At 40.6% G+C, this 26185-nt stretch carries 26 protein-coding genes; 6 read left to right on the top strand and 20 right to left on the bottom strand.

Translation table 11 applies throughout. The features are described from left to right. Positions 1 to 2 precede the first annotated feature (2 nt). The 5 genes from GVX98_RS12540 to msrB all read right to left on the bottom strand — a co-directional run bounded on the left by GVX98_RS12540 (position 3) and on the right by msrB (position 4837). Positions 3 to 2225, bottom strand: a complete 2223-nt coding sequence (locus GVX98_RS12540) for a TonB-dependent siderophore receptor (RefSeq protein WP_159128264.1) — start codon at positions 2223 to 2225, stop codon at positions 3 to 5. A 169-nt stretch (positions 2226 to 2394) separates the two neighbouring features. Further along, on the bottom strand, positions 2395 to 3018 hold the full coding sequence (locus tag GVX98_RS12535) for a LysE family translocator (RefSeq protein WP_159128715.1): 624 nt from the start codon (positions 3016 to 3018) through the stop codon (positions 2395 to 2397). A 47-nt stretch (positions 3019 to 3065) separates the two neighbouring features. After that, complete coding sequence (locus GVX98_RS12530) at positions 3066 to 3917, bottom strand: AraC family transcriptional regulator (protein WP_171503347.1); 852 nt, start codon at positions 3915 to 3917, stop codon at positions 3066 to 3068. A gap of 21 nt (positions 3918 to 3938) precedes the next feature. After that, positions 3939 to 4421, bottom strand: a complete 483-nt coding sequence (locus tag GVX98_RS12525) for a glutathione peroxidase (protein WP_159128263.1) — start codon at positions 4419 to 4421, stop codon at positions 3939 to 3941. Continuing rightward, complete coding sequence (msrB, locus tag GVX98_RS12520) at positions 4418 to 4837, bottom strand: peptide-methionine (R)-S-oxide reductase MsrB (RefSeq protein WP_005399615.1); 420 nt, start codon at positions 4835 to 4837, stop codon at positions 4418 to 4420. The genes GVX98_RS12525 and msrB overlap by 4 nt, the downstream gene beginning before the upstream one ends. Before the next feature lie 227 nt (positions 4838 to 5064). On the opposite strand from msrB, the gene GVX98_RS12515 reads away from it, so the two are divergent. Together GVX98_RS12515 and GVX98_RS12510 are read left to right on the top strand one after the other, a co-directional pair. Then, positions 5065 to 6495 (top strand): pyridoxal phosphate-dependent aminotransferase, encoded by a 1431-nt coding sequence (locus tag GVX98_RS12515; RefSeq protein ID WP_062032676.1) that lies wholly within the window; start codon positions 5065 to 5067, stop codon positions 6493 to 6495. A 139-nt stretch (positions 6496 to 6634) separates the two neighbouring features. Further along, positions 6635 to 6838 carry a KTSC domain-containing protein gene (locus GVX98_RS12510; protein ID WP_004980128.1) on the top strand — a complete coding sequence of 68 codons (204 nt, stop codon included), beginning with the start codon at positions 6635 to 6637 and terminating at the stop codon, positions 6836 to 6838. Positions 6839 to 6863: 25 nt separating this feature from the next. Here the strand turns inward: GVX98_RS12510 and GVX98_RS12505 are convergent, their stop codons facing one another. Continuing rightward, complete coding sequence (locus tag GVX98_RS12505; protein ID WP_228716295.1) at positions 6864 to 7466, bottom strand: O-methyltransferase; 603 nt, start codon at positions 7464 to 7466, stop codon at positions 6864 to 6866. Positions 7467 to 7498: 32 nt separating this feature from the next. Beyond that, on the bottom strand, positions 7499 to 7717 hold the full coding sequence (locus GVX98_RS12500) for a DUF1653 domain-containing protein (protein ID WP_004693482.1): 219 nt from the start codon (positions 7715 to 7717) through the stop codon (positions 7499 to 7501). A gap of 238 nt (positions 7718 to 7955) precedes the next feature. Between GVX98_RS12500 and ahpF the strand changes: the two genes are divergently transcribed. From ahpF to GVX98_RS12485, 3 genes are all read left to right on the top strand, one after another. Then, the gene (gene ahpF, locus GVX98_RS12495) at positions 7956 to 9521 is read left to right on the top strand and encodes an alkyl hydroperoxide reductase subunit F (RefSeq protein WP_159128262.1); all 1566 of its coding nucleotides are present in this window, start codon (positions 7956 to 7958) and stop codon (positions 9519 to 9521) included. Positions 9522 to 9701: 180 nt separating this feature from the next. Then, entirely contained in the window at positions 9702 to 10043 is a 342-nt protein-coding gene (locus GVX98_RS12490) for a hypothetical protein (RefSeq protein WP_058869489.1), read from the top strand. Between the two features lie 119 nt (positions 10044 to 10162). Then, positions 10163 to 10861, top strand: coding sequence for a VIT family protein (locus GVX98_RS12485; RefSeq protein ID WP_004693487.1), 699 nt, complete (start codon positions 10163 to 10165; stop codon positions 10859 to 10861). 287 nt (positions 10862 to 11148) lie between these two features. On the opposite strand, the gene GVX98_RS12480 is transcribed toward GVX98_RS12485, so the two are convergent. Beyond that, a complete protein-coding gene (locus GVX98_RS12480; RefSeq protein WP_159128261.1) occupies positions 11149 to 11925 on the bottom strand; it encodes a TIGR03915 family putative DNA repair protein in 777 nt (258 codons plus the stop codon). 1 nt (position 11926) lies between these two features. Further along, positions 11927 to 13186, bottom strand: coding sequence for a putative DNA modification/repair radical SAM protein (locus GVX98_RS12475; RefSeq protein WP_159128260.1), 1260 nt, complete (start codon positions 13184 to 13186; stop codon positions 11927 to 11929). 206 nt (positions 13187 to 13392) lie between these two features. On the opposite strand from GVX98_RS12475, the gene GVX98_RS12470 reads away from it, so the two are divergent. Further along, positions 13393 to 14445: a nitronate monooxygenase family protein gene (locus tag GVX98_RS12470; RefSeq protein WP_159128259.1), complete on the top strand. Its 1053-nt coding sequence runs from the start codon at positions 13393 to 13395 to the stop codon at positions 14443 to 14445. Between the two features lie 40 nt (positions 14446 to 14485). Here GVX98_RS12470 and dusB read toward each other — a convergent pair whose 3' ends face one another. From dusB to GVX98_RS12415, 11 genes are all read right to left on the bottom strand, one after another. Beyond that, on the bottom strand, positions 14486 to 15511 hold the full coding sequence (gene dusB / locus GVX98_RS12465) for a tRNA dihydrouridine synthase DusB (protein ID WP_159128258.1): 1026 nt from the start codon (positions 15509 to 15511) through the stop codon (positions 14486 to 14488). 148 nt (positions 15512 to 15659) lie between these two features. Continuing rightward, positions 15660 to 16166, bottom strand: coding sequence for a cytochrome b (locus tag GVX98_RS12460; protein WP_159128257.1), 507 nt, complete (start codon positions 16164 to 16166; stop codon positions 15660 to 15662). A gap of 397 nt (positions 16167 to 16563) precedes the next feature. Further along, positions 16564 to 17475, bottom strand: a complete 912-nt coding sequence (locus tag GVX98_RS12455; protein ID WP_159128256.1) for a hypothetical protein — start codon at positions 17473 to 17475, stop codon at positions 16564 to 16566. Between the two features lie 360 nt (positions 17476 to 17835). After that, complete coding sequence (locus tag GVX98_RS12450) at positions 17836 to 19011, bottom strand: cysteine desulfurase family protein (RefSeq protein ID WP_159128255.1); 1176 nt, start codon at positions 19009 to 19011, stop codon at positions 17836 to 17838. 183 nt (positions 19012 to 19194) lie between these two features. Then, the gene (locus GVX98_RS12445) at positions 19195 to 19983 is read right to left on the bottom strand and encodes an amino acid ABC transporter ATP-binding protein (protein WP_159128254.1); all 789 of its coding nucleotides are present in this window, start codon (positions 19981 to 19983) and stop codon (positions 19195 to 19197) included. Continuing rightward, entirely contained in the window at positions 19973 to 20890 is a 918-nt protein-coding gene (locus GVX98_RS12440) for an amino acid ABC transporter permease (RefSeq protein ID WP_004980258.1), read from the bottom strand. The genes GVX98_RS12445 and GVX98_RS12440 overlap by 11 nt, the downstream gene beginning before the upstream one ends. Then, positions 20887 to 21435, bottom strand: coding sequence for a GNAT family N-acetyltransferase (locus tag GVX98_RS12435; RefSeq protein ID WP_004980259.1), 549 nt, complete (start codon positions 21433 to 21435; stop codon positions 20887 to 20889). The genes GVX98_RS12440 and GVX98_RS12435 overlap by 4 nt, the downstream gene beginning before the upstream one ends. A gap of 159 nt (positions 21436 to 21594) precedes the next feature. After that, on the bottom strand, positions 21595 to 22596 hold the full coding sequence (locus tag GVX98_RS12430) for an ABC transporter substrate-binding protein (RefSeq protein WP_004980260.1): 1002 nt from the start codon (positions 22594 to 22596) through the stop codon (positions 21595 to 21597). Further along, positions 22583 to 23926 (bottom strand): LLM class flavin-dependent oxidoreductase, encoded by a 1344-nt coding sequence (locus tag GVX98_RS12425; protein ID WP_004980261.1) that lies wholly within the window; start codon positions 23924 to 23926, stop codon positions 22583 to 22585. The genes GVX98_RS12430 and GVX98_RS12425 overlap by 14 nt, the downstream gene beginning before the upstream one ends. Before the next feature lies 1 nt (position 23927). Further along, positions 23928 to 25079 (bottom strand): amidohydrolase, encoded by a 1152-nt coding sequence (locus GVX98_RS12420; RefSeq protein ID WP_004980262.1) that lies wholly within the window; start codon positions 25077 to 25079, stop codon positions 23928 to 23930. Positions 25080 to 25092: 13 nt separating this feature from the next. Continuing rightward, on the bottom strand, positions 25093 to 26097 hold the full coding sequence (locus tag GVX98_RS12415) for an MsnO8 family LLM class oxidoreductase (protein WP_004980271.1): 1005 nt from the start codon (positions 26095 to 26097) through the stop codon (positions 25093 to 25095). Between the last annotated feature and the right edge of the window lie 88 nt (positions 26098 to 26185).

Genomic DNA, 26185 nt, shown 5'->3' with positions numbered 1-26185 from the left:
GATTAAAAATCAAATGATGCACTAAGCATAAATGTCCGCGGTAAACCAGCAACTAAATAGCCATTATTGGTGTTACTTGTATTGTTAATATTGTCATATAGACCAACAGAACCCCAATAATCTTGATCAAATACATTATTTACAAGGAAGTTAAATGTTGTTGGGGTTTGACCAAACTGAGTTCTATAACTTGCACCTAAATCAAGCGTAGTCCAATCTTTAACTTTCAAATTATTGTCCAAGCTTGCATAAGTTGAACCTGTATAAGTCAATTGGGCATTCAAAGAAATATCTTGCGGGAGTGGTAATTTCCAATTCGTGCCTAGGTTCGCCTGAAACTTTGGAACCCCTACTTCATAATTTCCATCATAAATAGCTGAGCCAGTATTCTCTTGCGTCGCATGCATCCACGTTAAACCACCTAAAACAGTCAAGGAGTCTGTAAGCTTTCCATAACTGCTCAGTTCTACCCCCCGATGAACGTATTCACCAGAATCACTAAATACACCATTTTGCATAATGCCACGTTGTTTATTAATATCAAATAAACTTAGTGTCACCCCAAGATGGTCATTTTCATATTTGGCACCTACTTCTTTCTGTTCAGCCACAAACGGTTTAAGCGATGTGGTCACGCCACCAGTTGTATTTGTTAGACCTTTCGCTAAAGATTCAATGTAGTTGGCATAAACTGAAACTTCTGGAGTAATTTTATAGGTTATTCCAAGTGCAGGCGTCCATTTACTCTCATCATATGCCCCTGTTTTCACTTGAGCATAGTTATATGTATCTTGGAGAATCTGCTGATAACGCGCACCCAACATGATAATTAATTTATCATCTAATGCAGTCAGATTATCCCCAATAGCAACACTTCTTAAGCGCGTCCGAGTGGTCAATTTCGGACTATCCATATCTCCACCTGAGAATGCTGGTGTTAAAGCAGCAGGTTGGTCATGTTGAATAGGATGATAAATATTAGAGTTCAATGGATTCCCTGAATCCATAAAATAGGCATTTCTCGTATTTAGTTGAAATGCTGATCCAGAAACAACTAAATTATGTTTAATTGAACCTGTATCGAACTTTCCACGTACCCCAACCTCACCTGTATTGACCATGTCTACACGAGCATTGTCAAAACGGTAGAGTGTACTAGCACCCGTTGAAGCATTTCTTAATGTGTAGCTTGCCAGTGAGTTTTGTTCTTCGCCATGACGGAAACCATATGCTGCATATGCAGTTAGTGCATCATTAAAATCATATTCCGCACGGTAACTTCCAAAAACATTCTCTTCATTTGAATAAGACCATTTTTGAGCATAATTACTAGAACTATCAATAGTCTTTGGTACCAACGTTAACCCAGCACCCAATGTTACATTTGGTCGCGTTGCATTTAAGCGATTGTTGCTATAGCCCATATCACCCGAAAGGCGTAGGCCCTCACCACTATAATCTAGTCCAATAGCAGCAAGCCCTAATGATTTCTTTTCATCATCAACAGGCGTATTTCCATCATGGTAGGCGGTGTTTACTCGTACTCCAAATTGCTGATCTTTACCAAAACGTCGTGAAATATCATTTGAGATATAGCCACCATTAAAATCTGTACCTACAGTTACCCGATTTAATGGCTCATTTCCTGCTCTTTTTGGTAGAAGATTGATTGCTCCACCGATCCCACCATTACTTGGCATAGCACCGTTTAAAAATGATGAGGCACCCTTTAATACTTCCACACGCTCAAAAAGTTCTGTTGGAATATATTGACGCGGTAATATTGAATATAAACCATTATAAGCAGTGTCATCTGAACCTAAGTTAAAACCACGGATATAGTAGTTTTCTTGAAAATTACCATATCCTCGCCCAACACGTACACTCGGATCTGCTTTTAGCACATCCCCAACACTCTTTGCTTGACGCTCTTGAATATATTGATTGGTATAGCTAGTTAAATTAAATGGCGTATCAAGATTTTTTTGATTCCCAAAAATCCCAACTCGGCCGCCACTTGCAACCTGCCCCCCAGCGAAAGCTTCCATTAAACCATTTGCAGAAGCATCGGCACTTGCAACTATACGGATTGTTTCCAAAGCTGTAACATTATTCGCCTGAGATGATGAGTCAGATTCAACGACTACTGGAGCTTCAGCCGCATGTGAAATACTGTACCCAGATACACATGCCATCATTAACACCAATGGTTTCAGCTTAACCATTTCCTACCCTTTTTCATCAATCTAAAATTCGAGCCTGATAGTAAATGAGAATTGATCTTAATCAAACTGATTTAATTCTCATTTAAATTGTAAATTCAAATGAGAATTAATTATTTCATTGTTATAACTTATGACGTCAGACAACTGATTGACTTTTACTTTAAGATTCTCATATTACTAGTCCATCTAATAGCAAAACGATTGCAAAAAAGGCAAAGCAGCACCCTGACATCTTATAAATCCAGTTTAGTCGCTGGGTTAAAAAATGATTCCAACGCTTCCAACTCAATAACTTAAGCAACAGCAGATTCCACATCAGAACCACTGCCACCATCCAGAGACTCATTAAAAGCAAGGTATAAACATCAAAGTTTGAATAAACCAGCAATATCAAACTACTGTAGAACATCATATTTTTAGGATTCAGCAAACTTGACTGTAAACCTTGAGTAAAACATAGAGTTCTCGTTTGAGGAGGTGCAGGATCACGCGCTTGAACTTCAACACTCTCATGATGCTTATAGCGAAAACACTGTATAGACAAATACAACAAATACGCAACACCTAATCCGCGTAGCAACATCAGAACATAAGCATGAATATGCCCAAGCCACCCCAGTAACGTAAAAATAAGCGCTAAAATAAAAGTATTCCCAGCTACAATACCGAAAACTGTATATCGTGCTCTTCGTTGACCACTGTTTAATGCCGTCATCAGAATCAGGAAAAAATCGGGGCCAGGGGAAAGCAAAGCCACAAAATGCGTCACAGCAATAACAATAAAAAACTCCATCACTTATCTCTCTTTAAAAGTGAGACAAGCCTAACGATGGATGAAGTTCAACTCTTGGATAAAATTGCGCGATGCTGCTTTTGATAGAGCTTAGGCGTGGTTCCCGTTAAACTTTTAAAAACACGATGAAAATGACTTTGATCACTAAAGCCCAACATATAACTCAGTTGCGCAATATCCATACCTTGTTTTAAAAAGATGCGTGCATCATTAATTTTATAATTCAATTGATAAGCGTGCGGCGTCATGCCTAAAGATGATTTAAATAGCCGAATAATGGCATACCGACTCAACTGGACTTCTTGCGACATTTGCTCTAATGATAAAAACACGTCAGCATCCTGAATCATCGATAAAAGCTGCTTAAACTCTTGCTGTGCATAGTGTTGAGGAGCAAGCCATTCTAGCTGAATATATGGAAATAAAAGCTCAGTAAGTGTTGTGATTAAGCTTTGTTCTTTTTCCCAATACGACAGTGCAGTATCAAATAATTGACTGTTAAGACAACTAAAGTCTTGATACATCTTTGACTGTTTATACAACACAGGTTTGAACTGCGGTATGTCTTGATAAGTATCTTTATGTGCAGTTTCTTGTAATAACTGGTTCAACCACCATGCATCTAAATGCATCATTTGGTAGCTCCAAGCCTGATCTGGAATAGGATTACACGCATGTTCTACATGTGCAGGAACCAATACCAAGGTACCCGCGTCTATTTGTTGCGTTCCACCAAAATGACTAGTGAAAATGCTGTTGCCTTGATCCACCGCTCCAATTGAAAATGTCGGATGAGTATGGGCTTTATAACAAGCACGACTTGCACATGCCCGACGTGTTTCCACATAAGGCATGTGCACGTCACTCCAAAATTCAACTGAAGTACCTTGCTCTTTCATCACTGACGCCACATCAACAGATTATTGTTGTAATGCTTTTTCAATATCTGCCTGAATGGCTTCAGGCTTGGTGGTTGGCGCATAACGATTAATTACTTTGCCATCTTTACCAATCAAGAATTTTGTAAAATTCCACTTAATGCCGCTGCCGAGAATCCCTTTGCTGTTATTGGTTAAATAACGGAATATGGCGTGGGCTTCAAGGCCTTTAACATCGACTTTGGAAAACATGGGAAAAGTCACCCCATAGTTTTTCTGACAATACGTTCCTATTTGCTCATTACTTCCCGGATCTTGCCCCCCAAACTGATTACAAGGGAAGCCTAACACCTCAAACCCTTGTGCATGATATTGCTCATAAATTTTTTCTAATCCCGCAAATTGTGGTGTAAAACCACATTTACTGGCCGTATTGACGATGAGTAGCACTTCGCCCTCATAGTCAGCAAAGGATTTATTTTTTCCATCTAACAATTCCGCTTCAAACTGATAAATGTTGGTCATGGATAAGTATCCTCATCACTTTTTTCTTGTGTTTCTAGTTCTAATGAAGCCGAGTTTACACAGTAACGTAAACCTGTAGGCTCAGGTCCATCTGTAAAAACATGGCCTAAATGAGCATCACAGTGATGACATACAATTTCGGTACGCACCATGCCATGTGTTGTATCCTGATGCTCTTCTATCACAGTCGTATTGAGTGGCTTATAAAAACTTGGCCAGCCGCAACCACTGTCATATTTATTTTCAGAATTAAATAATGGCGTACCACAGCAACGGCATACATAAGTGCCGGCTTGTTTAGTATTCCAATATTTCCCCGTAAAGGCTGGTTCCGTCCCCTTTTGTCGCGTAATGCGAAATTCGTCAGGTGATAACTCTCTTTGCCATTCTCGGTCTGTTTTATTGAGTTTTCCCATGATCACGTCCCTTTCTATCTTGCTATTTAAAATAGGATAATCTTATATTTACGTGATTCAACTTAAAATTTCTAGTGTTTAGTTCACAATTTACAAAAGACCTATAATTCCAATAAAAGCAAAAAGAAAGCAATTAATAAAAACGGTAAGCAATTTATTTTCTTAAATGCTTTTTTGTGAGCAAATTTAGTGTTAGTCTTATTGACATTCTTGCTCAGGATTAAAAAATGTCGCAAAAAAAGAGCGTTATTTTTAAACATCTACTGCCTGTGATTAAACAATATCAACAGGTGGGTTTTACGCATGAAAAAATTGTTGCTTTACTCAGAGATGAACATGATCTCGATCTGGTGACAACTGAAACATTTAAAAGCTATTTATACCGTTATGCAAAAGTGACCTCCACTCTTTCCGAGAACATCAAAATGCCGAACACTCTCCAAACCCCACGCGAAATAAAAAAATCGTCTAAGCTCGAGCATGTATGCTACGACATCCGTGGACCAGTGTTACGAGCGGCCAATGAAATGGAAGAAGCCGGCCATAAGATTATCAAACTCAACATTGGTAACCCTGCACCCTTCGGCTTCGAAGCCCCTCAAGAAATTATTAATGATGTGGCTTTAAACCTGCCAAATGCAGTGGGTTATACCGACTCAAAAGGGATTTTCCCTGCGCGTAAAGCCATCTGTCAGTACTATCAGCAAAAAGGCATCTTAGATATGCACGTTAATGACGTTTATATCGGAAATGGTGTCTCTGAATTGATCGTGATGGCCATGCAAGGCTTGTTAGATGATGGTGACGAGATGCTCGTGCCAATGCCTGACTATCCCCTTTGGACAGCTGCGGTGAACCTTTCAGGTGGGACTGCCATTCATTATAAATGTGATGAAGAAAACTTTTGGTATCCCGACATTGCAGATATGGAGAGTAAAATCACACCACGTACCCGCGGTATCGTGATTATCAATCCAAACAACCCAACAGGTGCAGTTTATCCACGCCATGTACTTGAGCAAATTGTCGCATTGGCTAAAAAGCATGATTTGATTTTGTTTGCAGATGAAATTTACGACAAAATCGTTTATGACGGTATTGAACATGTTTCTGTCGCAGCATTAGCGGGTGACCAACTCTGTATCTCTTTCAATGGTTTATCTAAAGCATACCGTATTGCGGGTTATCGTTCAGGCTGGATGGCAATCACAGGCGATAAGTCGCGTGCAGTCGACTATATTGAAGGTTTAGACATGCTCGCTTCTATGCGTTTATGTGCTAACCACCAAGCTCAGTATGCCATTCAAACTGCTTTAGGCGGCTACCAGTCAATCAATGATTTAATTCGTCCAGGCGGTCGTTTATACGAACAGCGTAATATTGCTTGGCAAATGTTGAATGATATTCCGGGTGTATCTTGTGTTAAACCTGAAGGCGCAATGTATTGCTTCCCGAAATTAGACCCAGAAATCTATCCAGTTCAAGATGACGAAAAACTGATGCTTGATCTACTTCGTGCGGAAAAAGTACTTCTGGTTCAAGGTACAGGCTTTAACTGGCCAACACCAGATCATTTCCGCGTAGTGTTCTTACCTGCTGAAAATGAACTACGTGAAGCCATTACACGTGTAGGTCGCTTCCTTGCGAAAATGCGCTAATTGATCACTTAAAAAAACCGTACTTTATGTACGGTTTTTTTATTTACAAAACTGTAATACTTCACTTTTTAAGTTTGGCATAAGTTTAAATTAAGCAGCCACATTGCTGTGATTCCATGTAAATGATGGGGAGTCGCTTATGGGGACAATTGCGGTAACATCTTGGAAATACAATGCTTCCACACGCTATTTAAAAATTTTCTATGCCGATGGTTCAGGCGAGCTGTACCACCCTGTGCCTGAATTTATTTATAACAACTTAGTTCGATGTAATAATAAAACAGCCTTTGTTCATAAATATTTAGAATATGATTTGCACTTTACGCGCTTAAGTATTCATTAATTTTTGAAGCTCAAACAATCAGGATTTATCCTGATTGTTTTTCATGATCCCACGTCACCACCAACAAGCCAGCACCAATCGCTAATGTAGACAGGTTAAACTGCTCGTCCTGCTGAATAATCGCTATGAAGTCCGTGACTTGATCTGCATGCGATAGAACATTATCAACCACCAAAACTCCGCGTGAAACACACATCAATCGTTTCAAATCTGGCCAATAATCGACATAAGCATCACGTTCAGCATCTAGCAATATAAAATCAAAGATGGCTTGTGACTGCTTCAAATATTCAGCTGCGTCACCCACCCAAAACTCAACACCATTGGATAAATTGAAATCCGCAAGATGGCTAGCGGCTTGTTGACTTCTCTCAGCATCAATTTCCAAAGTGGTTAATCGAGCATTCACTTGTTGCGCTGCATAAGCCAACCATAAGGTTGAGTAACCTGTTGATGTTCCTATTTCTAATACCTGCTGGGGCTGCTGAATATGAACCAGTTGCGCCAAAAATTGTGCAGACTCAGGCTCAATATTGCGAAAACGCGCAATTCGATCTGCTTGCGTACTGTCATGTTCTTGAAAGCGTTGATATAAGGCCGATACTTTACTCAAAAATTCTGCACGCATAATCAAATCCCCTCTACTTTACTTAGCGTTGTTTATACTTCTTGAATCAGTTTAAAGCGCTCAACTTCACGGTCATCTTCTAGCATTACCGTTTCAGTAAACATGGCAAGTGGACGTACCCAAATCGAGTAATCACCATATAAACACTGATAAACCACCAGTTTTTCTTCGGTTTCACTATGCGTCGCTACATGTAAAACTTGATACAGTTGCCCTTTATAATGCTGATAGATACCACGCTGTAATTGCATCACTTGCTTCCCTATTTTTTAACTGTCTCGATCATACCTAATTTATACGGCTTAAACTTCAAATTACTTGAAGAATCATTTAAATCCCCCATATAGCTTCATGAAATGATTGAAGAAAATATCCTTAAATCCATAAAACCGATTATTAAAATAAAAACAAACTGTTTTATCTATTTTTAGATTTACTCTATGATTATTTTATCAAATAAATTTATAGACTGCTTTGGAGAGCTTAACAATGTTAGATCAAAATACTTCAGCTCAATTAAAAACACTTCTTGAACGCCTAGAAGGTCCGATTGAATTGGTTGCGACTTTGAATGGTTCTGAGAAATCAGACAAAATCAAAGAATTGGTTGAAGAAGTTGCAGCACTGTCTCCACTGGTGACTGCACGTTTTGATGGCCAAAACTCACGTGCACCCAGCTTTGGTGTGACAAAGGCGGGCGAACAGCCGCGTGTGTTCTTTGCCGGGTTACCGATGGGACATGAGTTTACCTCTTTGATTTTGGCATTGTTACAAACCTCAGGTTATGCACCTAAAGTATCTGATGAAGTTTTGGCTTCAATCAAAGCTTTGGGCATCCAGTCTGACTTTGACGTATTTGTCTCTTTAAGCTGTCATAACTGTCCAGACGTGGTGCAAGCGTTGAACCTGATTGCCATTTACAATCCAGGCACGACAGCAACTATGATTGATGGTGCATTCTTCCAAGACGAAGTTGAAGAACGCAAAATCATGGCTGTACCGATGGTGTTCCAAGACAATAACCATATCGGTCAAGGTCGTATGACTTTGGAAGAGATTATTGCCAAACTGGATACCAATTCTGCTGCCAAAGAAGCTGAAAAACTCAATGCCAAAGATGCTTTTGATGTTTTAGTGATTGGTGGTGGCCCTGCAGGAAATACCTCTGCCATTTATGCCGCACGTAAAGGCATTAAAACGGGGATTGTGGCTGAACGTATGGGTGGTCAAGTCATGGATACCATGGACATTGAAAACTATACCTCGATTCAAAAGACCCAAGGGCCGAAGTTTGCTGCTGAAATGGAAGCACATGTCCGTGAGTACGGTGTGGACATCATGAACTTACAACGTGTTTCTAACATCAAAGGTGCAGATGAGACCGCGAATGGCTTAGTTGAAGTCACTTTAGAAAATGGTGCGAAGCTTGAATCTAAAACGGTAATCCTTTCAACAGGTGCACGTTGGAGAGAAATGAATGTGCCTGGTGAAGCAGAATACCGTACTCGTGGTGTTGCCTACTGCCCACACTGTGATGGTCCAATGTTTAAAGGCAAACGTGTTGCTGTGATTGGTGGAGGGAACTCAGGTGTCGAAGCTGCGATTGATCTTGCTGGGATTGTAGAACATGTGACTTTGGTTGAGTTTGATACCAAACTACGTGCGGACCAAGTGTTGCAAGACAAATTGCATAGCTTGCCTAATACCACAGTAATCCTGAACGCCCTATCAACCGAAGTTGTGGGTGATGGTAAGCAAGTGACAGCATTGAAATATAAAGATCGCGCAACTGATGTAGAACATTCGGTTGAGCTTGCAGGAATCTTTGTGCAAATTGGTTTATTGCCAAACACCGATTTCCTCAAAGAAACAGCGGTTGAGCTTTCAAACCGTGGTGAGATTGTGATTAATGATCGCAACGAAACCAATGTCAAAGGTGTATTTGCCGCAGGTGACTGTACAACAGTGCCTTACAAGCAAATCATCATTGCCACAGGTGAAGGTGCAAAAGCATCTCTGTCTGCTTTTGATTATATTATTCGTTCTGGCGTGTAATCCTCTCAGACGCTTCCCTGCTAAAGGCTTATAGGCAACTCAGCTTATAAGCCTTTTTATCATGCTGTTTTTTATAAAAAATTACATTTTTTTAACAATAATGCAGTCTGCTTTACACTCAAAGTAGATTATATTTTGCCCAACCCCTACTTTTGGGTATAAAACGAAAAGGATATGAAAATGAATAAATTACTTATTGCTTTAGGTCTTGCTGCTGCTGTTGTTTTAGTGGGTTGTTCAAAAGAAAAAGCACCTGAAACAGGTGCAACGACAGGTGAACACCTTGAAAATGCTGCTGAACAAGCAGGTCATGATATTAATAAAGCTGCAAGTGAAGCCGTATCTGACACTCAAAAAGCTGCAGATGAAGCATCTGCAAAAATTGGTGCTGCCGCTGACGAAGCTGCTGCGAAAACTGAAGCTGCTGCTGAAGATGTTAAAAATGCCTCTAAAGAAGCAACAGCTCATGTTGCTGGTGCAGTAGAACAAGGTGCTGCTGATGTGAAAGAAAAAGCGCAATAATATTTCTAAACTCAAAAAAGCCTCCCACTCGGAGGCTTTTTTATGGGCTGTGCTATAGTAGATGAAACGTGCATTATTAAATAAATCATAACTTTAAAATTTGAGGATGATCTATCGTCATGTCCTATTCTCACCATGTTGAACCTCATTTAATTCATCGTACTGGTTGGCTACGTGCAGCGGTATTGGGTGCCAATGACGGCATCATTTCAGTGACCAGTTTAATTATGGGGATGGCGGCCAGTGGCGCAACCAGCCATACCTTACTCATCACGTGTATTGCAGGGCTCATTTCAGGTGCGAGCTCTATGGCTGCGGGCGAGTATATTTCGGTGAAGTCTCAATCGGATATTGAAGAAGCCGACTTAAAACATGAAGCCAGAGAATTAGATAAAAACCCTCACTTAGAACTTAAAGAACTGACTCAAATTTATATACAACGTGGACTAGAACCCAAACTGGCACATGAAGTCGCAGTACAACTCAGCGCACATGATGCACTGTCTGCACATGCTCGTGATGAAATAGGCATCCATGAAAATACCAGTGCCAAGCCACTTGAAGCCGCGGGTTCTTCTGCCCTCGCCTTTTCACTAGGTGCTCTGTTTCCTATGCTAGCCATTCTATTAAGCCCTCAAGGTTATCTGACTCAGTCAGTTGCTCTTACAGGGGTACTATCATTGTTCGGTTTAGGCGCTTTATCAAGTTACTTTTCTGGGACTTCTATGTGGACAGGCGCATTTCGTGTGACGCTATGGGGAATTTTTGCGATGCTGTTTGCCAGTTGGATTGGTTCCCTATTTAATGTGCATGTTTAACGTTAACAACAGGATAAGCGTTAACAATCTACCTATTAAAAATGTAAAAAGCCCATGGATTGAATGGGCTTTTTACTATTGAAAGCATCATTCATCATCAACTTTAAGCTTGCACATTTTTCTCTGAGCCACTACTCAGATGCACTATTACTGATGACTGAAGTTCCATTCTACAGGTGCAACAGCTTATTTTTTAATTAGCATGAATTGCTTAACGTCTGTTCTCATTCCCATAACAGCCTAAAACATTATAGAAAATGATGAGTCAACGCCTTACTTGCATCTCGCTAGATTGTTTTTTCATTCATATAACGCCAGTAGCGTTTAGGAACATATTGCACATGTAGTTTGATATTTTTTCTTGCCTCGATGTTGATACTTTTAAAATAATCTTTCCATAACTGGTCATACAGCAGCTCATCATCATCTAATTCAACACTAAAGAACTGACTGTGTCCGGCTTTGTGTGCATGATCAATTTGATCTATATCCATTTCCACCTGATGCACAGCTGTCAAATCATAATAAATGCCAAAATTTCTTTTTTCATCATAAATCAACCATCTTTGATCTTGATATCGGTTTCTAAAATGCCGTTCTATCAGTGGTAAAACATTAAAATCCGGCTGTACCAAACTTAGAAACAATCCATCCTGACATTTTTTAAAGCGGACAAAAGCTTCCATACGATGCTTTTCCCTGCCCACTTGTTTGGCCCACTGCGAAACAGCCAACACATCCGTATGCGCATAGTTATGATCTACCGCATGTGTATTTCTAAATACATAGATACAGAAATTAAAAAGATGTTGATGTGCCTGCTCCTGCTCAGACAGAAAGCAATAATAAAAAAATCGTAGACTTTCAGCCGTAATTTTTTGCTTTAACCCTCGCCAAACTCGCTCTGCGTGTTCGTCATTTGAAGCAACCTCAATACACTCATCAAACAAGCTGGCTTGGGAATTGTTAGATGCAAGCTTGACGTCAAAATCTTTAAACTGAAAGCTTCTATATACACAACTCAGTAGTCCAGTCATGCTTTGATCAAAGCGATATATCGACATACTAAAAACCGAAGCCCAGTTGAGGCGAAAGCTGTTTTTGATATTTGGATTGCCCCGATTGCAAAATGTGCTGCCGAATCTGGTTCGCTGGTTGTTCTTTTTTAAACTTTGGCGTATCTGCACAGCGAATAAAATACTGTGCCCGATTGTAAGCAATGCCCATACGCTTTAGTTGATCGATATGAATCTGCCCAAAACGACGAGCTTGCACAATTTTTTTAGCCGATTGAACACCTATACCCGGAACACGTAAAATCATACGATAGTCTGCATGTTGAATATCAACAGGAAAATGCTCAGGGTTACGTAATGCCCAACTTAGCTTCGGGTCAATGTCCAAATCTAAATTCGGATGCTGATCATTCACAATTTCCTGCGCATCAAAACCATAGAAACGCATGAGCCAATCTGACTGGTACAGCCGATTTTCTCTTAATAATGGCGGTGCAGAACCCACGACAGGAAGCATTTTTTCCTGTTCATTGATCGGGATATAGCCTGAAAAATACACCCGTTTGAGCTGATACACTTTGTAATGATGATCTGCCATTAAAATAATATCTTTGTCTGTTTCTTGATGTGCGCCCACCACCATCTGAGTGGTTTGTCCCGCTGGTACAAACTTCGGTACATGCTGAATCACACGCCGCTCATCCGTCAACTGAATTAAGCGATCGCGTACAATGCCTAAGTCCTTTTGTACTTCTGCATGTGATTTCTCAGGTGCAAACTGTTTTAAACCAACTTCCGTTGGCATTTCCAAGTTAATACTCATGCGGTCTACATATAAGCCGGCCTCAGTAATAATTTCTTGGGAAGCACCAGGTATCGTTTTTAGGTGAATATAACCATTAAAGTTTTCTTCAAGGCGAAGCTTTTTCACCACTTGTAGCATTCGCTCCATAGTGAAATCAGCTGATTTAAAAATACCTGAACTTAAAAATAACCCTTCAATATAATTGCGTCGGTAAAAGTTGATGGTTAAATCCACCACTTCTTGTACAGTAAAAGCGGCTCGCTTGACATCGTTAGAGCGTCTAGAAACACAGTACGAACAATCAAAAATACAGACATTTGAAAATAGAATTTTAAGCAATGAAACACAACGACCATCTTCTGTATAACTATGACAGATACCGTTTCCTGTATTTCCCAAACCTTGATTGTTGTTTTTACGATTGCTACCACTGGACGAACAGGACACGTCATATTTAGCTGCATCAGCTAGAATCTGTAGCTTTTCACGGATACGATCGGTCATGACGATCCTCGGTAAAATCTAAAATAAAAGTATAAAAAATTTCAGACTAAAAGCATTGCCAATACACATACCCAACGACATGGCTTGTCGCCAAAAACCGAGAAATAAACGTGATTGCTTTAGATATTTTTCGAGAAAATACTGAATATTATTTGCCAATTTTGCAGCGCTTGGGCAAAGTGTCTATATGTAAAAGGAGCAAGTACATGTCTTTATTATTAGAACGTCTTGAAATTAAACATCCTATCTTCCTTGCACCAATGGCCGGTGTTTCTACACCAGAGCTTGCAGCGGAGGTTTCAAATCAAGGCGGGCTAGGCTCACTTGGATTAGGCGCAAACACCGCGGAAGCCGCACGTAGCCAAATTTTAAAAACCCAAGCACTGACCGAACAACCTTTTCAAGTTAATTTCTTCTGTCATCAAAGTGTCGAACTTGATCCAACTATCGCACAAACATGGATTGATTTTGTAAGACCTCATTTTGAACAATACGATGCAGAACCACCTACTCAACTGCACTGTATTTATCCTAGCTTTTTGGACAATGATGACTTTTTAAATGTCGTACTTGAAACTCGCCCTAAAGCCGTCAGTTTTCACTTCGGTATTCCGCATCCGCACCAAATACAGGCGCTAAAAGACGCTGGCATTTTAACCATGGTTTCTGCAACCAACTTAGCGGAAGCACGGGCCATTGAAGCAGCAGGGATTGATTTTATTATTGCTCAAGGCATAGAAGCAGGTGGACACCGCGGGATTTTTAATGAACATTTTGATAGTGCAATACGTACGATCGACCTCGTACAACTTCTGACGCAGCACTGTCGGTGCCCTATTATTGCTGCGGGTGGCATTATGAATGGTACACAGGCTCAGCAGATGTTAAGCCTCGGCGCGAGTGCGGTACAGTTGGGAACAGCTTTCGTACAATGTAAAACGTCGAATGCCAATGATGCCTACCGTCATGCACTTTTCCATGAGCACATCACACAAATAAGTGCCAGTATTTCAGGTCGCCCTGCTCGCGGCTTACTGGGTCACTGGCATACCCAGATTGATCTACCGAACCGCCCTGCGGTTGCTGCTTATCCGTACTGTTATGATCTTGGAAAACAATTACATGCTGTAGCAAGTAAACAAGGCGATCAAGGCTTTGGTGCATTTTGGGCAGGTACGAATGTTTCGCAAATTCGTGCCATGGAAGCACCTGACTTAATTAACCAACTGTTGGTTGAAATGCAGCAAGTCAGTTATTAAGTCTCATTATTCACTCAAAGCTCCATACGTGGAGCTTTGTTTATTTGGTTTCTAACAAATTGACCTGTTCAACCTGTACGTCATTCATGGTTGCACCATGTATGAGTAACTGGTCAAAGTAGTCAGCGACCACTTTAAATTGTTCAGTTGTACTTTCCACTTTGTACATGTTCTGACGAAACTCATTACTTGAACGTAAACCTTTGGTGTACCAAGCAATATGTTTACGTGCAATTCGGCAGCCAGAATATTCCCCATAAAATGCATACAGTTCGGCAAGATGTCCAAGTAGAACTTCTTTTACTTCTTGAATGCTTGGCGCTGCCAAATGTTCACCCGTCTCCAGATAATGCGCGATTTCACGAAAAATCCACGGACGCCCTTGCGCAGCGCGACCAATCATAATTGCATCTGCACCGGTATAATCGAGTACATATTTGGCTTTTTCTGGACTATCAATATCCCCATTGGCAACCACTGGTATACGAATGAGCTGTTTTACTTCTTTAATTAAATCATAACGAGCCGTGTTCAAATACATGTCTTCACGGGTGCGCCCATGCAATGCCAACGCCGCAATACCCGCCTCTTCAGAACGTTTCGCTACACGTAAGATATTTTCATGACCATTCAAAAAACCCAAACGCGTTTTAAGTGTTACAGGTACATCAACTGCAGCCACAACTTCATCCAAAATTCGAGCCACCAAGTCTTCATCTTTTAAAAGTGCAGAACCTGCCAGTTTGTTACAGACTTTCTTGGCTGGACACCCCATATTAATGTCCACAATTTGAGCACCATTTGAGACCTGATATCGTGCAGCTTCCGCCAACTCTTTGGGATCTGATCCTGCAATTTGCGCTGAAATAGGCGCCAATTCACCATCAAAATTAGCACGATATAAGCTTTTTTTACTCATCCGTAACGTTTGGTCTGATGTCATCATTTCACTGACAGCATGCCCTGCACCAAAGTATTTGCACAGAGACCTAAATGGACGGTCAGTTACGCCTGCCATCGGAGCCACAATCAAATTATTTGACAGTTGATACGGACCAATATACATATGAATTCATCACTTTTTCGACCGGCACAGTATACTGCATCTACACTTTCGGCTCATCTTTTATCATGTGTTATGTGACTATGAAATACTCATAATAAAAAAGCCAGACGAATCTAAAAGGCAGCCATCAGATAGCCTCTAAATCACATCATTTTTTAAAAAGCATACTTTTTAAGACGTTATCTTTGAAAATGAAGTGGTGAACCAATGCCGCACAGGCATGTAAACCCACGAGCGCGATAAAGAGATTCCCTAAAAATTGATGCGCATCTGCAATATAGTCACTCCCCCAAACAGTGCTCAAAAGCGGTAAATTTAACGATAAAACTTGGAAATTATCAGTAAAACTCGATAATGTCATCCAACCCGCAATTGGAACAATACATAGGCTTAAGTAAAGGAAAAATCTGACCATTTTAAATAACATTATCTGGTAAGAATTAATTATTTCAGTTTTAGGAATACTTTTTCTATACAGAAAAACAAAACTCAATCTCAAGAAAAATAAAATAAATATTAAAATCCCACCTGCAACATGAATCTGGCCTTTCCAGTCTGTTATTGTGGGATCACCTGCAGTCAGATACACCATTGCAACTAAAGCAAAGGTAATCCAATGCATGATTATTATAGGTTTTGGATAGTTATCCTTCATCGCTTTTCCTAAGTTTTAAATATTTTATAAAACGGAGCTGTTAAAAAAAAGCTTAAACGAAAAATGTAAAGAAAAATAGAATGCTCAGCTTTTCATTCAGGCTAGGCTTTACTTAAACATTAAAAATCAATTACCTGCCTACCCACTATTTCCAACATCTTGTAGATTAAAGTACTTTTAAGTACAACATCCTTCATCCCTTCAAGTATTCCTTACATCCTTTGTAAAACTTCTGGTTGAACATTTGTGCTACATCAACTTTCTGATCACAATATTCTGGTATCTTGACTTTATTATGTCGTCCATAACAATAGACGTAATACCCTTTAAAAGGTTCTATAAATTCATCGATAATTGAATCTTCCAGTACATGACAAACGTCACAATATAAGTGATTTTATAGGTTTATGATTATATTGGCTGATTTACCATCTGCACCTGTGGCACCTGTTGCACCAGTCGCACCATCTGCACCTTTAAGGTAATCAATCAGATCGTTTGTATCAGAACCCAGTGGTAATTCACCCGCATCAATCAGCAACTCTAGTGCTGACTTACCATCTGCACCTGTGGCACCTGTTGCGCCAGTCGCACCATCTGCACCTTTGAGGTAATCAATCAGATCGTTTGTATCAGAACCCGGTGGTAATTCACCTGCATCAATCAAAAGCTCTAGTGCTGATTTACCATCTGCACCTGTGGCACCTGTTGCGCCAGTCGCGCCATCTGCACCTTTGAGGTAATCAATCAGATCGTTTGTATCAGAACCCGGTGGTAATTCACCCGCATCAATCAGCAACTCTAATGCTGATTTACCATCTGCACCTGTGGCACCTGTTGCGCCAGTCGCGCCATCTGCACCTTTGAGGTAATCAATCAGATCGTTTGTATCAGAACCCGGTGGTAATTCACCCGCATCAATCAGCAACTCTAATGCTGATTTACCATCTGCACCTGTGGCACCTGTTGCGCCAGTCGCGCCATCTGCACCTTTGAGGTAATCAATCAGATCGTTTGTATCAGAACCCGGTGGTAATTCACCCGCATCAATCAAAAGCTCTAGTGCTGACTTACCATCCGCACCTGTTGCGCCAGTCACACCATCTGTACCATCTGCGCCTTTGAGGTAGTCAATCAGGTCATTCGTATCAGAACCCGGTGGTAACTCACCCGCATCAATCAGCAACTCTAATGCTGATTTACCATCTGCACCTGTGGCACCTGTTGCGCCAGTCGCACCATCTGTTGATAAGAGACAGAAACTATTTTTTATAAATTGAAAAATATCTATTTTAAGAATTATACACATTAAAAATAAAATTGTTTTTTTATGTAACTTTAAAAATGAAAAAGCACATTTTTTTTATGTATTTTTATGAGAACAATATCACAATAGCATGTATTTATTGTATTTAAAAACACAATATTTGACATGCTAAGTACCACCCATTGCCAAAAACAAAAAATCACTATTTTGATTTTACCCACACTTTTTTTATTTTAGATATCCATACATCTAGTACTGAATTAAACTAAAACCAATTTGTATTTTACTAAATACACATCACTTACACAAAATTTGCATACCATCTTTATCAGTTAAAAAAACTAGAGAAAATTTTATTAATAAACTCTAGTTTTTAATCCAAATAAATCATAGTTTTAAGAATTAGACAAAAGATAACTGTGTTGTTGCCTTTTTTTCCTTTAAAACCATTACTAAATGCTTCAACAATATTTCTATATGATCTTGCGTGGTATATCTTCCAAAACTAAGACGTACCGTATTTGACGCTAAATTTTCACTCAGTCCTAAAGCACTTAGTACATGCGACGGCGCGGCATGATGCGAATTACAAGCCGAGCCACTTGAAACTGCGGCTACCTGTTTAATCGTGGCAATAATAGAATTGGCTCGTTCGCCTAAAAAACTCACATTTAAATAATTTGCGACATGCTGTGTGGCATGGCCATTTAAGTTCACGGGTGTTAAAGCCTGTAAACCTTGCAATAGCTTATTCCTTAGATGTTGGATCCGCTGTTGTTCTTCCCCTAAGGCTAATTTAGCCAGTCGGCATGCTTCTCCCATACCCACAATTTGATGTGTGGCTAAAGTTCCCGAACGTAAGCCTTGCTCATGCCCACCACCATGAATTTGGGTCTTGATCTGTTTTTGAATATCTTGACGAACATAGAGTGCACCAATGCCTTTGGGCCCATATATTTTGTGGGCAGATAAACTGAGTAAATCAATCTGCATCGCCTGAACATCAATCTGTGTCTTTCCAGCGGCTTGGGCGGCATCGACATGAAATAAAATCTGATGTTTATGCGCTAAAAGACCAATGGCCTGAATATCGGTTAATGTGCCAATTTCGTTATTAACCATCATCAACGAGATCAAAACTGTATTGGGTTGAATGGCTTGTTTTACCTGCTCTGGGCGAATCACACCTGTACCCAACTCAGGTTGTAAGTAAGTAACCTGAAAACCGAGACTTTCTAGCTCTGCACAGGTATCTAAAACGGCCTTATGCTCTATTTTGCTGGTAATAATGTGTTTATTTTTATGCTTATAAGCATCTAAAGTGCCTTTAATCGCGAGGTTATTCGATTCTGTCGCACCTGAAGTCCAAATAATTTCTTGAGGTTTGGCGTGGATTAAATTGGCAACGTGTTGTCTAGACGTGGTGATATGTTTTGCCGCGTCCCAACCATAATGATGCGATTGAGAAGCTGGGTTTCCAAAATCACCTTCAACAGACAAACATCGAATCATTGCTTGAGAAATTTCAGGAAGAATGGGTGTTGTTGCTGCATAATCCAAATAAATTAATCTGCTCATTTTAATCACTATTAAAAATAAATTTAAGATGATTATAAAGGATGAAATTTATTCTATTTATATGGATTTAATCATACCTTATCAACAAAATTAAACTTATAAAAAAATCGTTAGTTTTATTATTAACCAACGATTTTAATATATAAAACCAAAATAGATATCATTAAAAAATAAGACTTAAATTTATAAAACCCGTGATAAAAAGTTTTGAGTACGCTCTTCTTTAGGATGTTCCAGAACCTGTTGAACTGTTCCTTGTTCAACAATTCTACCTTGATCCATAAACACCACATGGTCGGCAACTTCTCGTGCAAAAGCAATTTCATGCGTTACAATCACCATGGTTTTACCTAATTTTGCCAAGCTTTTGATTACATTCAAGACTTCACCTACCAGCTCAGGGTCTAAAGCCGAAGTTGGCTCATCAAATAAAATCACTTTAGGGTCTAAGGCTAAAGCTCTGGCAATCGCAACACGCTGCTGCTGGCCGCCAGAAAGTTGTTTCGGCCATGCTTCAACTTTATCCCTTAGCCCAACTAAACCCAATAATTGATTGGCTTTTAAAATGGCTTGATCTTTACTCAGTTTTTTATGAGCTAAGGGTGCTTCAATAATATTTTGTAAAACATTTAAATGCGGGAATAAATTAAAGTTCTGAAAAACATAACCCACAGATTTACGCTGTTTTAAAATATCTCGTTCTTTTAATTCATAGAGTTTATCGCCTTTTTTACGATAGCCAATAAACTCATCATCAATTTGAATAAATCCTGCATCTACACGCTCTAAATGATTTATCGCTCGTAATAACGTTGATTTACCCGACCCAGATGGACCGATAATTACCGTGACAGAGCCCGCTGGAATATCCAGACTAATATCCTGTAATGCCGCATGTCCCGCATAATTTTTAAATACATGGCTCACTTGGATATGACCATTTGCAGGAGATGTTGATTGATTAATGATCATAGCTGGCTCCTATACGCGGCTGGGTTGTGTGTGGCTGTGCTTTCTTGAAAAAAGCAAAGCTATTAATCGCTGATTTCCGCTCACCTTTCGCCAATATTTTTTCGATATACCATTGCACGATGGAAAAAACACTGGTGACAATTACGTACCAAACGGCGGCAACCATCAACAGCGGAATCACTTCTTGGTTGCGGTTATAGATCATTTGTACGGTGTAAAAGAGTTCAGGCATTGCCAAAACATACACAATCGATGTGCCTTTAGATAAACCGACACATTCATTGATAATCGCGGGGATAATACTGCGAATCGATTGCGGTAAAATAATCCGCGTCGTACGGCGCCACCATGATAGCCCCAATGCCGCCGCTGCTTCAAATTGACCATGATCGACAGACAAAATCCCACCTCGAATCACTTCGGCGGTATAAGCACTTTGTACGATCACCAAACCCACCAAAGCCGTTGAGAACTGATCCAGTGCATTAATAGTTTTAAATTGGGCAAAGACCGTGTCGGTAAAAGGTACACCGACATTAATGTATTCATATAAATAAGAAAAGTTATAGAGAATAATCAACACCAACAGCAATGGTAATGATCTGAACATCCAGATATACACCCATGCCAATGAGCGAATTAACCAAGATGAAGACAGTCTCATCATGGCTACAATGGTACCCAGAATTAAACTAAACACGATTGACCAAAAGGTCAGTTTCAGTGTCATTAACAAGCCCTGAAGAATGGCAGGATCAAAGAACCATTGTCTAAAAACAGGCCAGCCCCAGTTTTGATTGGAAAATATCGATTCCGCGACGACTGCAATAATTAATATCGAAAATGCGACGCCAATGTAACGCAGTGGATGACGTGCTGGAACGATTTTATAGTGCTCTAAACTCATGCGACCTCCTTTTGCAATAAAGTCTTTCTAAAAGGAAGTCCACCGTGTAAAGGCGCACCAATGTATCGATCAAAATTAAAATCTGGGGTGAGTTCAAACTGCGGTTCATAACCTAAGCTCAAATACAATTTCACTGCTGGAATTTGTTTAAACCCCGTGGTGAGAAAGATTTTGCGATACCCTGCAGCAAGCGCACTTCGTTCAAGTTCTTTGACTATTTTTGCAGCCAGCCCCTGTTTACGTAAGTTTCGATGTGACCAAATCCGTTTCAACTCTGCGGTTTCTGCGTCATAGCGTTTATACGCACCCATTGCAATGACTTCATCATCACGTTTAAGCACCACGAATAATCCATGCGGCGGTAAAAAGTCTTCCGCGCCTTCATAGCGTTCTCGATGTGTGGCTTTTTTACGTTCATCAATCACTTGTGCATCTTGGCGTGCAAAAAAATCACCATAAATTTCTTCATATTCAGCAAATAACTGATCCAGTAAAGGCTGTGCTTCGGGCACATCAACGGGTATTTGGATAAATTTTTCTTGCATAACGGCCTCTTATTTATCCTGAATCAATTGAAGACTAATCTAATCCAATTAATCAGTTTTCAAACTTTTTTACGTGTGAGCCGCTCTCCCATTGTTGTAGCAACTCATCACACTTATTAATGCCAGAACAAAATTACCATTGTCTGGGCGTTGTACCTTTTAGTCTCCTAGCCCCGGCGGGTTGATTACAGAATGCTGAATCGCTTCTGCCTGTGCCCCCCAACGCGCTAAGACTTTTTGATACTCGCCTGTTTGAATTACTCCATTTAAAGCTGTCTGTACCGCATCGGCCAAACCACCGCCTTTTTTCAGCGTGACCCCCAATTCGGCAGGTCGTGTTCCACCACCGAGCGCTGTTCCTGCTAAACGGATTTTTGCACCATTTGCTGCTTGCCATGCATAAGCAACGTTAGGACCAAATAAGGCATCAACCCGCCCAGACTGAAGCGCCAAACTTGCGGATGCACCATCATCGTAATAAAGTGCTTGCCCCGGTGGCAGCCCTTTCTTTTTATTGTCCTCAATCCAGTCCAACAGCACTTTTTCCTGATTGGTGCCAGAACCGACAATCACTTTTAAACCTGAAATATCATCGGGACCTTTGATGGCTTTGACTTTACTTTTCTCTGAGACATAAAAAGCCAATACGTCTTGGCGATAGGTCACAAAGTCAAATTTCTCCTTACGCTCTTTGGTCACAGTGACATTGGCAATGGCTGCATCATATTTGCCACTAATCACACCGAGCGGCCAGTCTTCCCATGAGGTGCGAACCAGTTTCAGCTTTAAACCCAAACTGTCTGCAATCAAACGGGCAATATCAATTTCTGTTCCAATATAGGTTTGGTTATCGGGTCCCAATACACTTAATGGAGGTGCGCCTGAAATCGCAGCAATGGTTAAATAACCTGCATTTACAAACTTAAAATCTTTTGGAATTTTTTGACGGGCTTCTGCATTTTGAGCAACATGAATAGGCGTCATATTCTCTTTTAACTTTGCAAGCTCACGGCTATAAAAATCGGTTTTATCGGTCGATTTTGTAGACTCGGCTGTTGAGCTAGCTGTTTGATTAGATGTTTGTTCTTTACTACATCCAACCAAAGAAATTCCTAGAAACAGTGCCAAAGCAATCGTCAAAGGTGTTTTATTCAACCGCATGAAACTGTTCCTTTTCTGATGGTTCAAATTGATTTTCTGGTCGCTTTAAACCAAAACTAGAACGTAAAGTGCTGCCCGGATACTCGGTACGATATAGGCCACGCTGTTGCAGCAATGGCACGACTTTTTCAACAAAAGTATCTAAAGTTTTTGGGGTTGCGCCCGCAATAATGAAGCCATCTGCCGCTTCTTCTTTTACCCACAGTTCCAACTGATCAGCCACTTCTTCCACGGTTCCAGCAAAAGGTGGACGTGGAGTTGCTGCTTGCAGTGCAACCTGACGTAAAGTTAGATTCTCTGCTTTGGCTTTACGTTTAATTTCATCAGTGCCACTTTTGAAGCTGTTTTCACCTAGTGTGCCCAGTTCTGGAAAAGGTGCATCGAGTTCATACTGAGAAAAATCATGGTGTTCAAAGAAGCGCCCCAAATAATTCAGTGCATCCTCTATCGTCACCAATGCAGCAGTTTCAAGATATTGACGCTCTACGTCCTCAGCAGAATCTCCAATCAATACCCCAATCCCTTGGAAAATAAGCAAATCATCTGCGTCGCGACCATTCTTAATCACTTGCTGTTTCACATCTAAGTAAAACGCTTGTGCTTCTTCCAAAGAGGCTTGATGGGTAAAAATAGCATCGGCATGTTTCGCAGCTAATGCACGACCTGCACCCGATGCTCCAGCTTGGAACAAAATCGGACGGTCTTGTGGCGAACGCTCCACATTGAGGGGGCCAGCCACTTCAAAGTGTTTTCCTTTGTGGTTCAAAGTATGTAATTTACTGCGCTCAAAAAATTGCCCCGTTTCTTTATTGCGAACAAAAGCACCTTCACCCCATGAGTCCCAAAGCCCTTTTGCCACTTGCAAATATTCATCGGCAATTTCATAACGCTGGCTGTGCTCAGGATGCTGCTTACGGGTATGATTTTTTGCAGTACCTTCTAGTGGTGTGGTCACCACATTCCATCCTGCACGACCGCCACTTAAATGATCCAGACTGGCGAACTGACGTGCAATCGTAAACGGCTCGCTATATGAGGTCGACACTGTACCCACCAAACCAATATTTTGCGTCACACTGGCTAGGGCTGAAAGCAACGTAATCGGTTCAAAACGATTGAGAAAATGAGGAATTGATTTTTCATTGATATATAGACCATCAGCCACAAAGACAAAATCAAACTTTGCCTGTTCTGCCTGAAGCGCTACATTTTTGGCAAATTCAAAATTAATACTGGCATCGACCACCGCTTCAGGATGGCGCCATGCAGACATATTTCCGTTTGCACCGTGTAAGATAGTTCCAAGGCGAATTTGTTTGTTATTACTCATGTTAGACCTCTGCATTTTTATGAATAGACTCAAGTGCTTGTGTTGCTAAGGCAGCAAAGTATTGAGCAGCTTGATAAATTAAAGATTCATTAGGTTGATATTGGGGATGATGCAAACCGAAGGAACTGGCACTGCCGATACTGACAAAAGCACCCGGGATCTGTTCTAAATAGGCGCCAAAATCTTCACCGATCAAATAAAGTGGCGCATCTTGCACCTCATAACCTTGCGCACGTGCAACGCTTTGGCTCAGTTCAGCCCATGTCGCAGTGTTAATTAATGCCGCGGGGCCATTGTCCCAATCCACAGCAATCTCAGCTGAGTGGGCAAGTGCAATACCCTGTGCAATTTGTTTAAGTTTTTGTTCAACGGCTAGGCGAATCTCAGGAGAATGGGTTCGTACCGTGCCCTCTAAGTGCGCTTCTTCTGGCAGGATGTTCCAGCTTGTGCCCGCATGTATTTGGGTGATACTAACCACACAGGTGTCTAAATTATTTATGCTGCGACTGGCAATGGTTTGCACAGCACTGATCAACTGTGCCGCGACAACGATCGGATCTTTGGTTTCATGCGGACGGCCTGCATGCCCTCCTTTGCCTTTGATCACAATTTTGAATCGGTCAACGTTGGCATAAAATGCACCAGAGCGTGTTGCAAAAGTGCCTAGAGGCAACTCAGGAACATTATGAAAACCGAAAATGGCGGATACATCTTCCAAGGCTCCACTATTGATTACCTCATAAGCGCCGCTATAAGTTTCCTCGGCAGGCTGAAAAATAACGCGTACCGTACCTTTTAATTCAGACGCTTGAGCTTTAAGTAAAATCGCAGCGCCTAAAATGGTCGAGCTATGCAAATCATGTCCACAAGCGTGCATTACCCCATTTTGAGTTGAACGAAAGTCTTGCTCAATCTCTTCATGAATGGGTAACGCATCGATGTCTGCTCGAATAGCGACAATTGGATGACCAGTGCCAATATCCGCAATCAGTCCTGTTTTTAAACCCCAAGTTGAAGTTTCAATGCCGTATTCAGACAGCCATTGTTTTAACTTATCGGTGGTTTGAAACTCTTGACCTGATAATTCTGGATGACGATGTAATTCATGTCTCCAACTGATCAACTGCTGTTCAAGTAACTGCCTATTTGACATCAACTTCTCCAACTCAAGCTGCAAGCACAGCGTGCTGTGCCAGTAAAGTTAGAGATTTCAGACGCGTTGCATGATCTAACAGTGGCGATTCAACAATAAATTCATGAATTTCATATTGCTGATGTAAAGCGTGTAATTGCTTATGAATATCATCGGCAGTACCTTTAATAATGTTTAACTGCTCTTTTTTAAGACTTTTAATCGCAGATTGAGCTTGTCTCGAAAACTCCTGTCCGCTTTGTTCATTCGGGATTTTGACCCGTTGACCATTCTCAAGTTCTAAGGTCCAAACAGACAGTCCTGCTGCCAATTCTTCCGCTTGATCACGGCTATCTGCCACAATAATTTGTGCTGCAACAATCGCCTTTTTTCCAGCTGAAAAGTTTGAATAGGTCTGCAACGCATCTTGAAGTAAGGTGGCATCGCCATTTAAATGCGCAGCAAATACGAATTTCCAGCCTAAATCTGCTGCAAGTCGAGCGCTTTCAATACTGGCCCCCAATAAGAACTTTTCTGCACTTTGCTGAGGTATTGGTGTTGCAGCAACCTGATCAGGCTGATTTCGATCTAATTTTGTATTCAAATAATGATCTAATGCTTGTAACTGGACTTTAAAGTTGCCCTTTTGTGTTTGGTCTAGCCCAAGCTGTAATGCTTGAGTTGAAACAGGAAAACCGCCAGGTGCTTTGCCTACCCCCAAGTCCACGCGGTCATGTGCAAGACTTGCTAAAACATTAAAATTTTCCGCAACTTTATAAGGACTGTAGTGTTGCAACATCACCCCACCCGAACCAATTCGAATGCTTTTAGTCTGTGCCAATAACCATGCAATCAAAATTTCGGGAGATGGACTGGATAACAAAGCCGTGGAATGGTGCTCAGCCACCCAGTAACGATAAAAGCCTAAAGCTTCTGCCGTTTGAGCAATTTGCAATGCATTTTTAAATGACTGTTCCGCGCTGATACCTTCGGCTCTTGGGCATTTATCCAGTATGCTTAATTTATAACTCAGCCCCATTTTCTATTTTCCAAAAGATATAAAGTTGGGACCTATTAAACTAATTTACGCTTTAAAAATTAAATATTAAATAAACTTAAAGTTATAT

It is taken from the genome of Acinetobacter sp. 8I-beige (assembly GCF_902505955.1).
Lineage (GTDB): Bacteria > Pseudomonadota > Gammaproteobacteria > Pseudomonadales > Moraxellaceae > Acinetobacter > Acinetobacter johnsonii.
The sequence above is the reverse complement of the archived record's forward strand: the minus strand, read 5'-3'. Positions and strand labels throughout refer to the sequence as shown.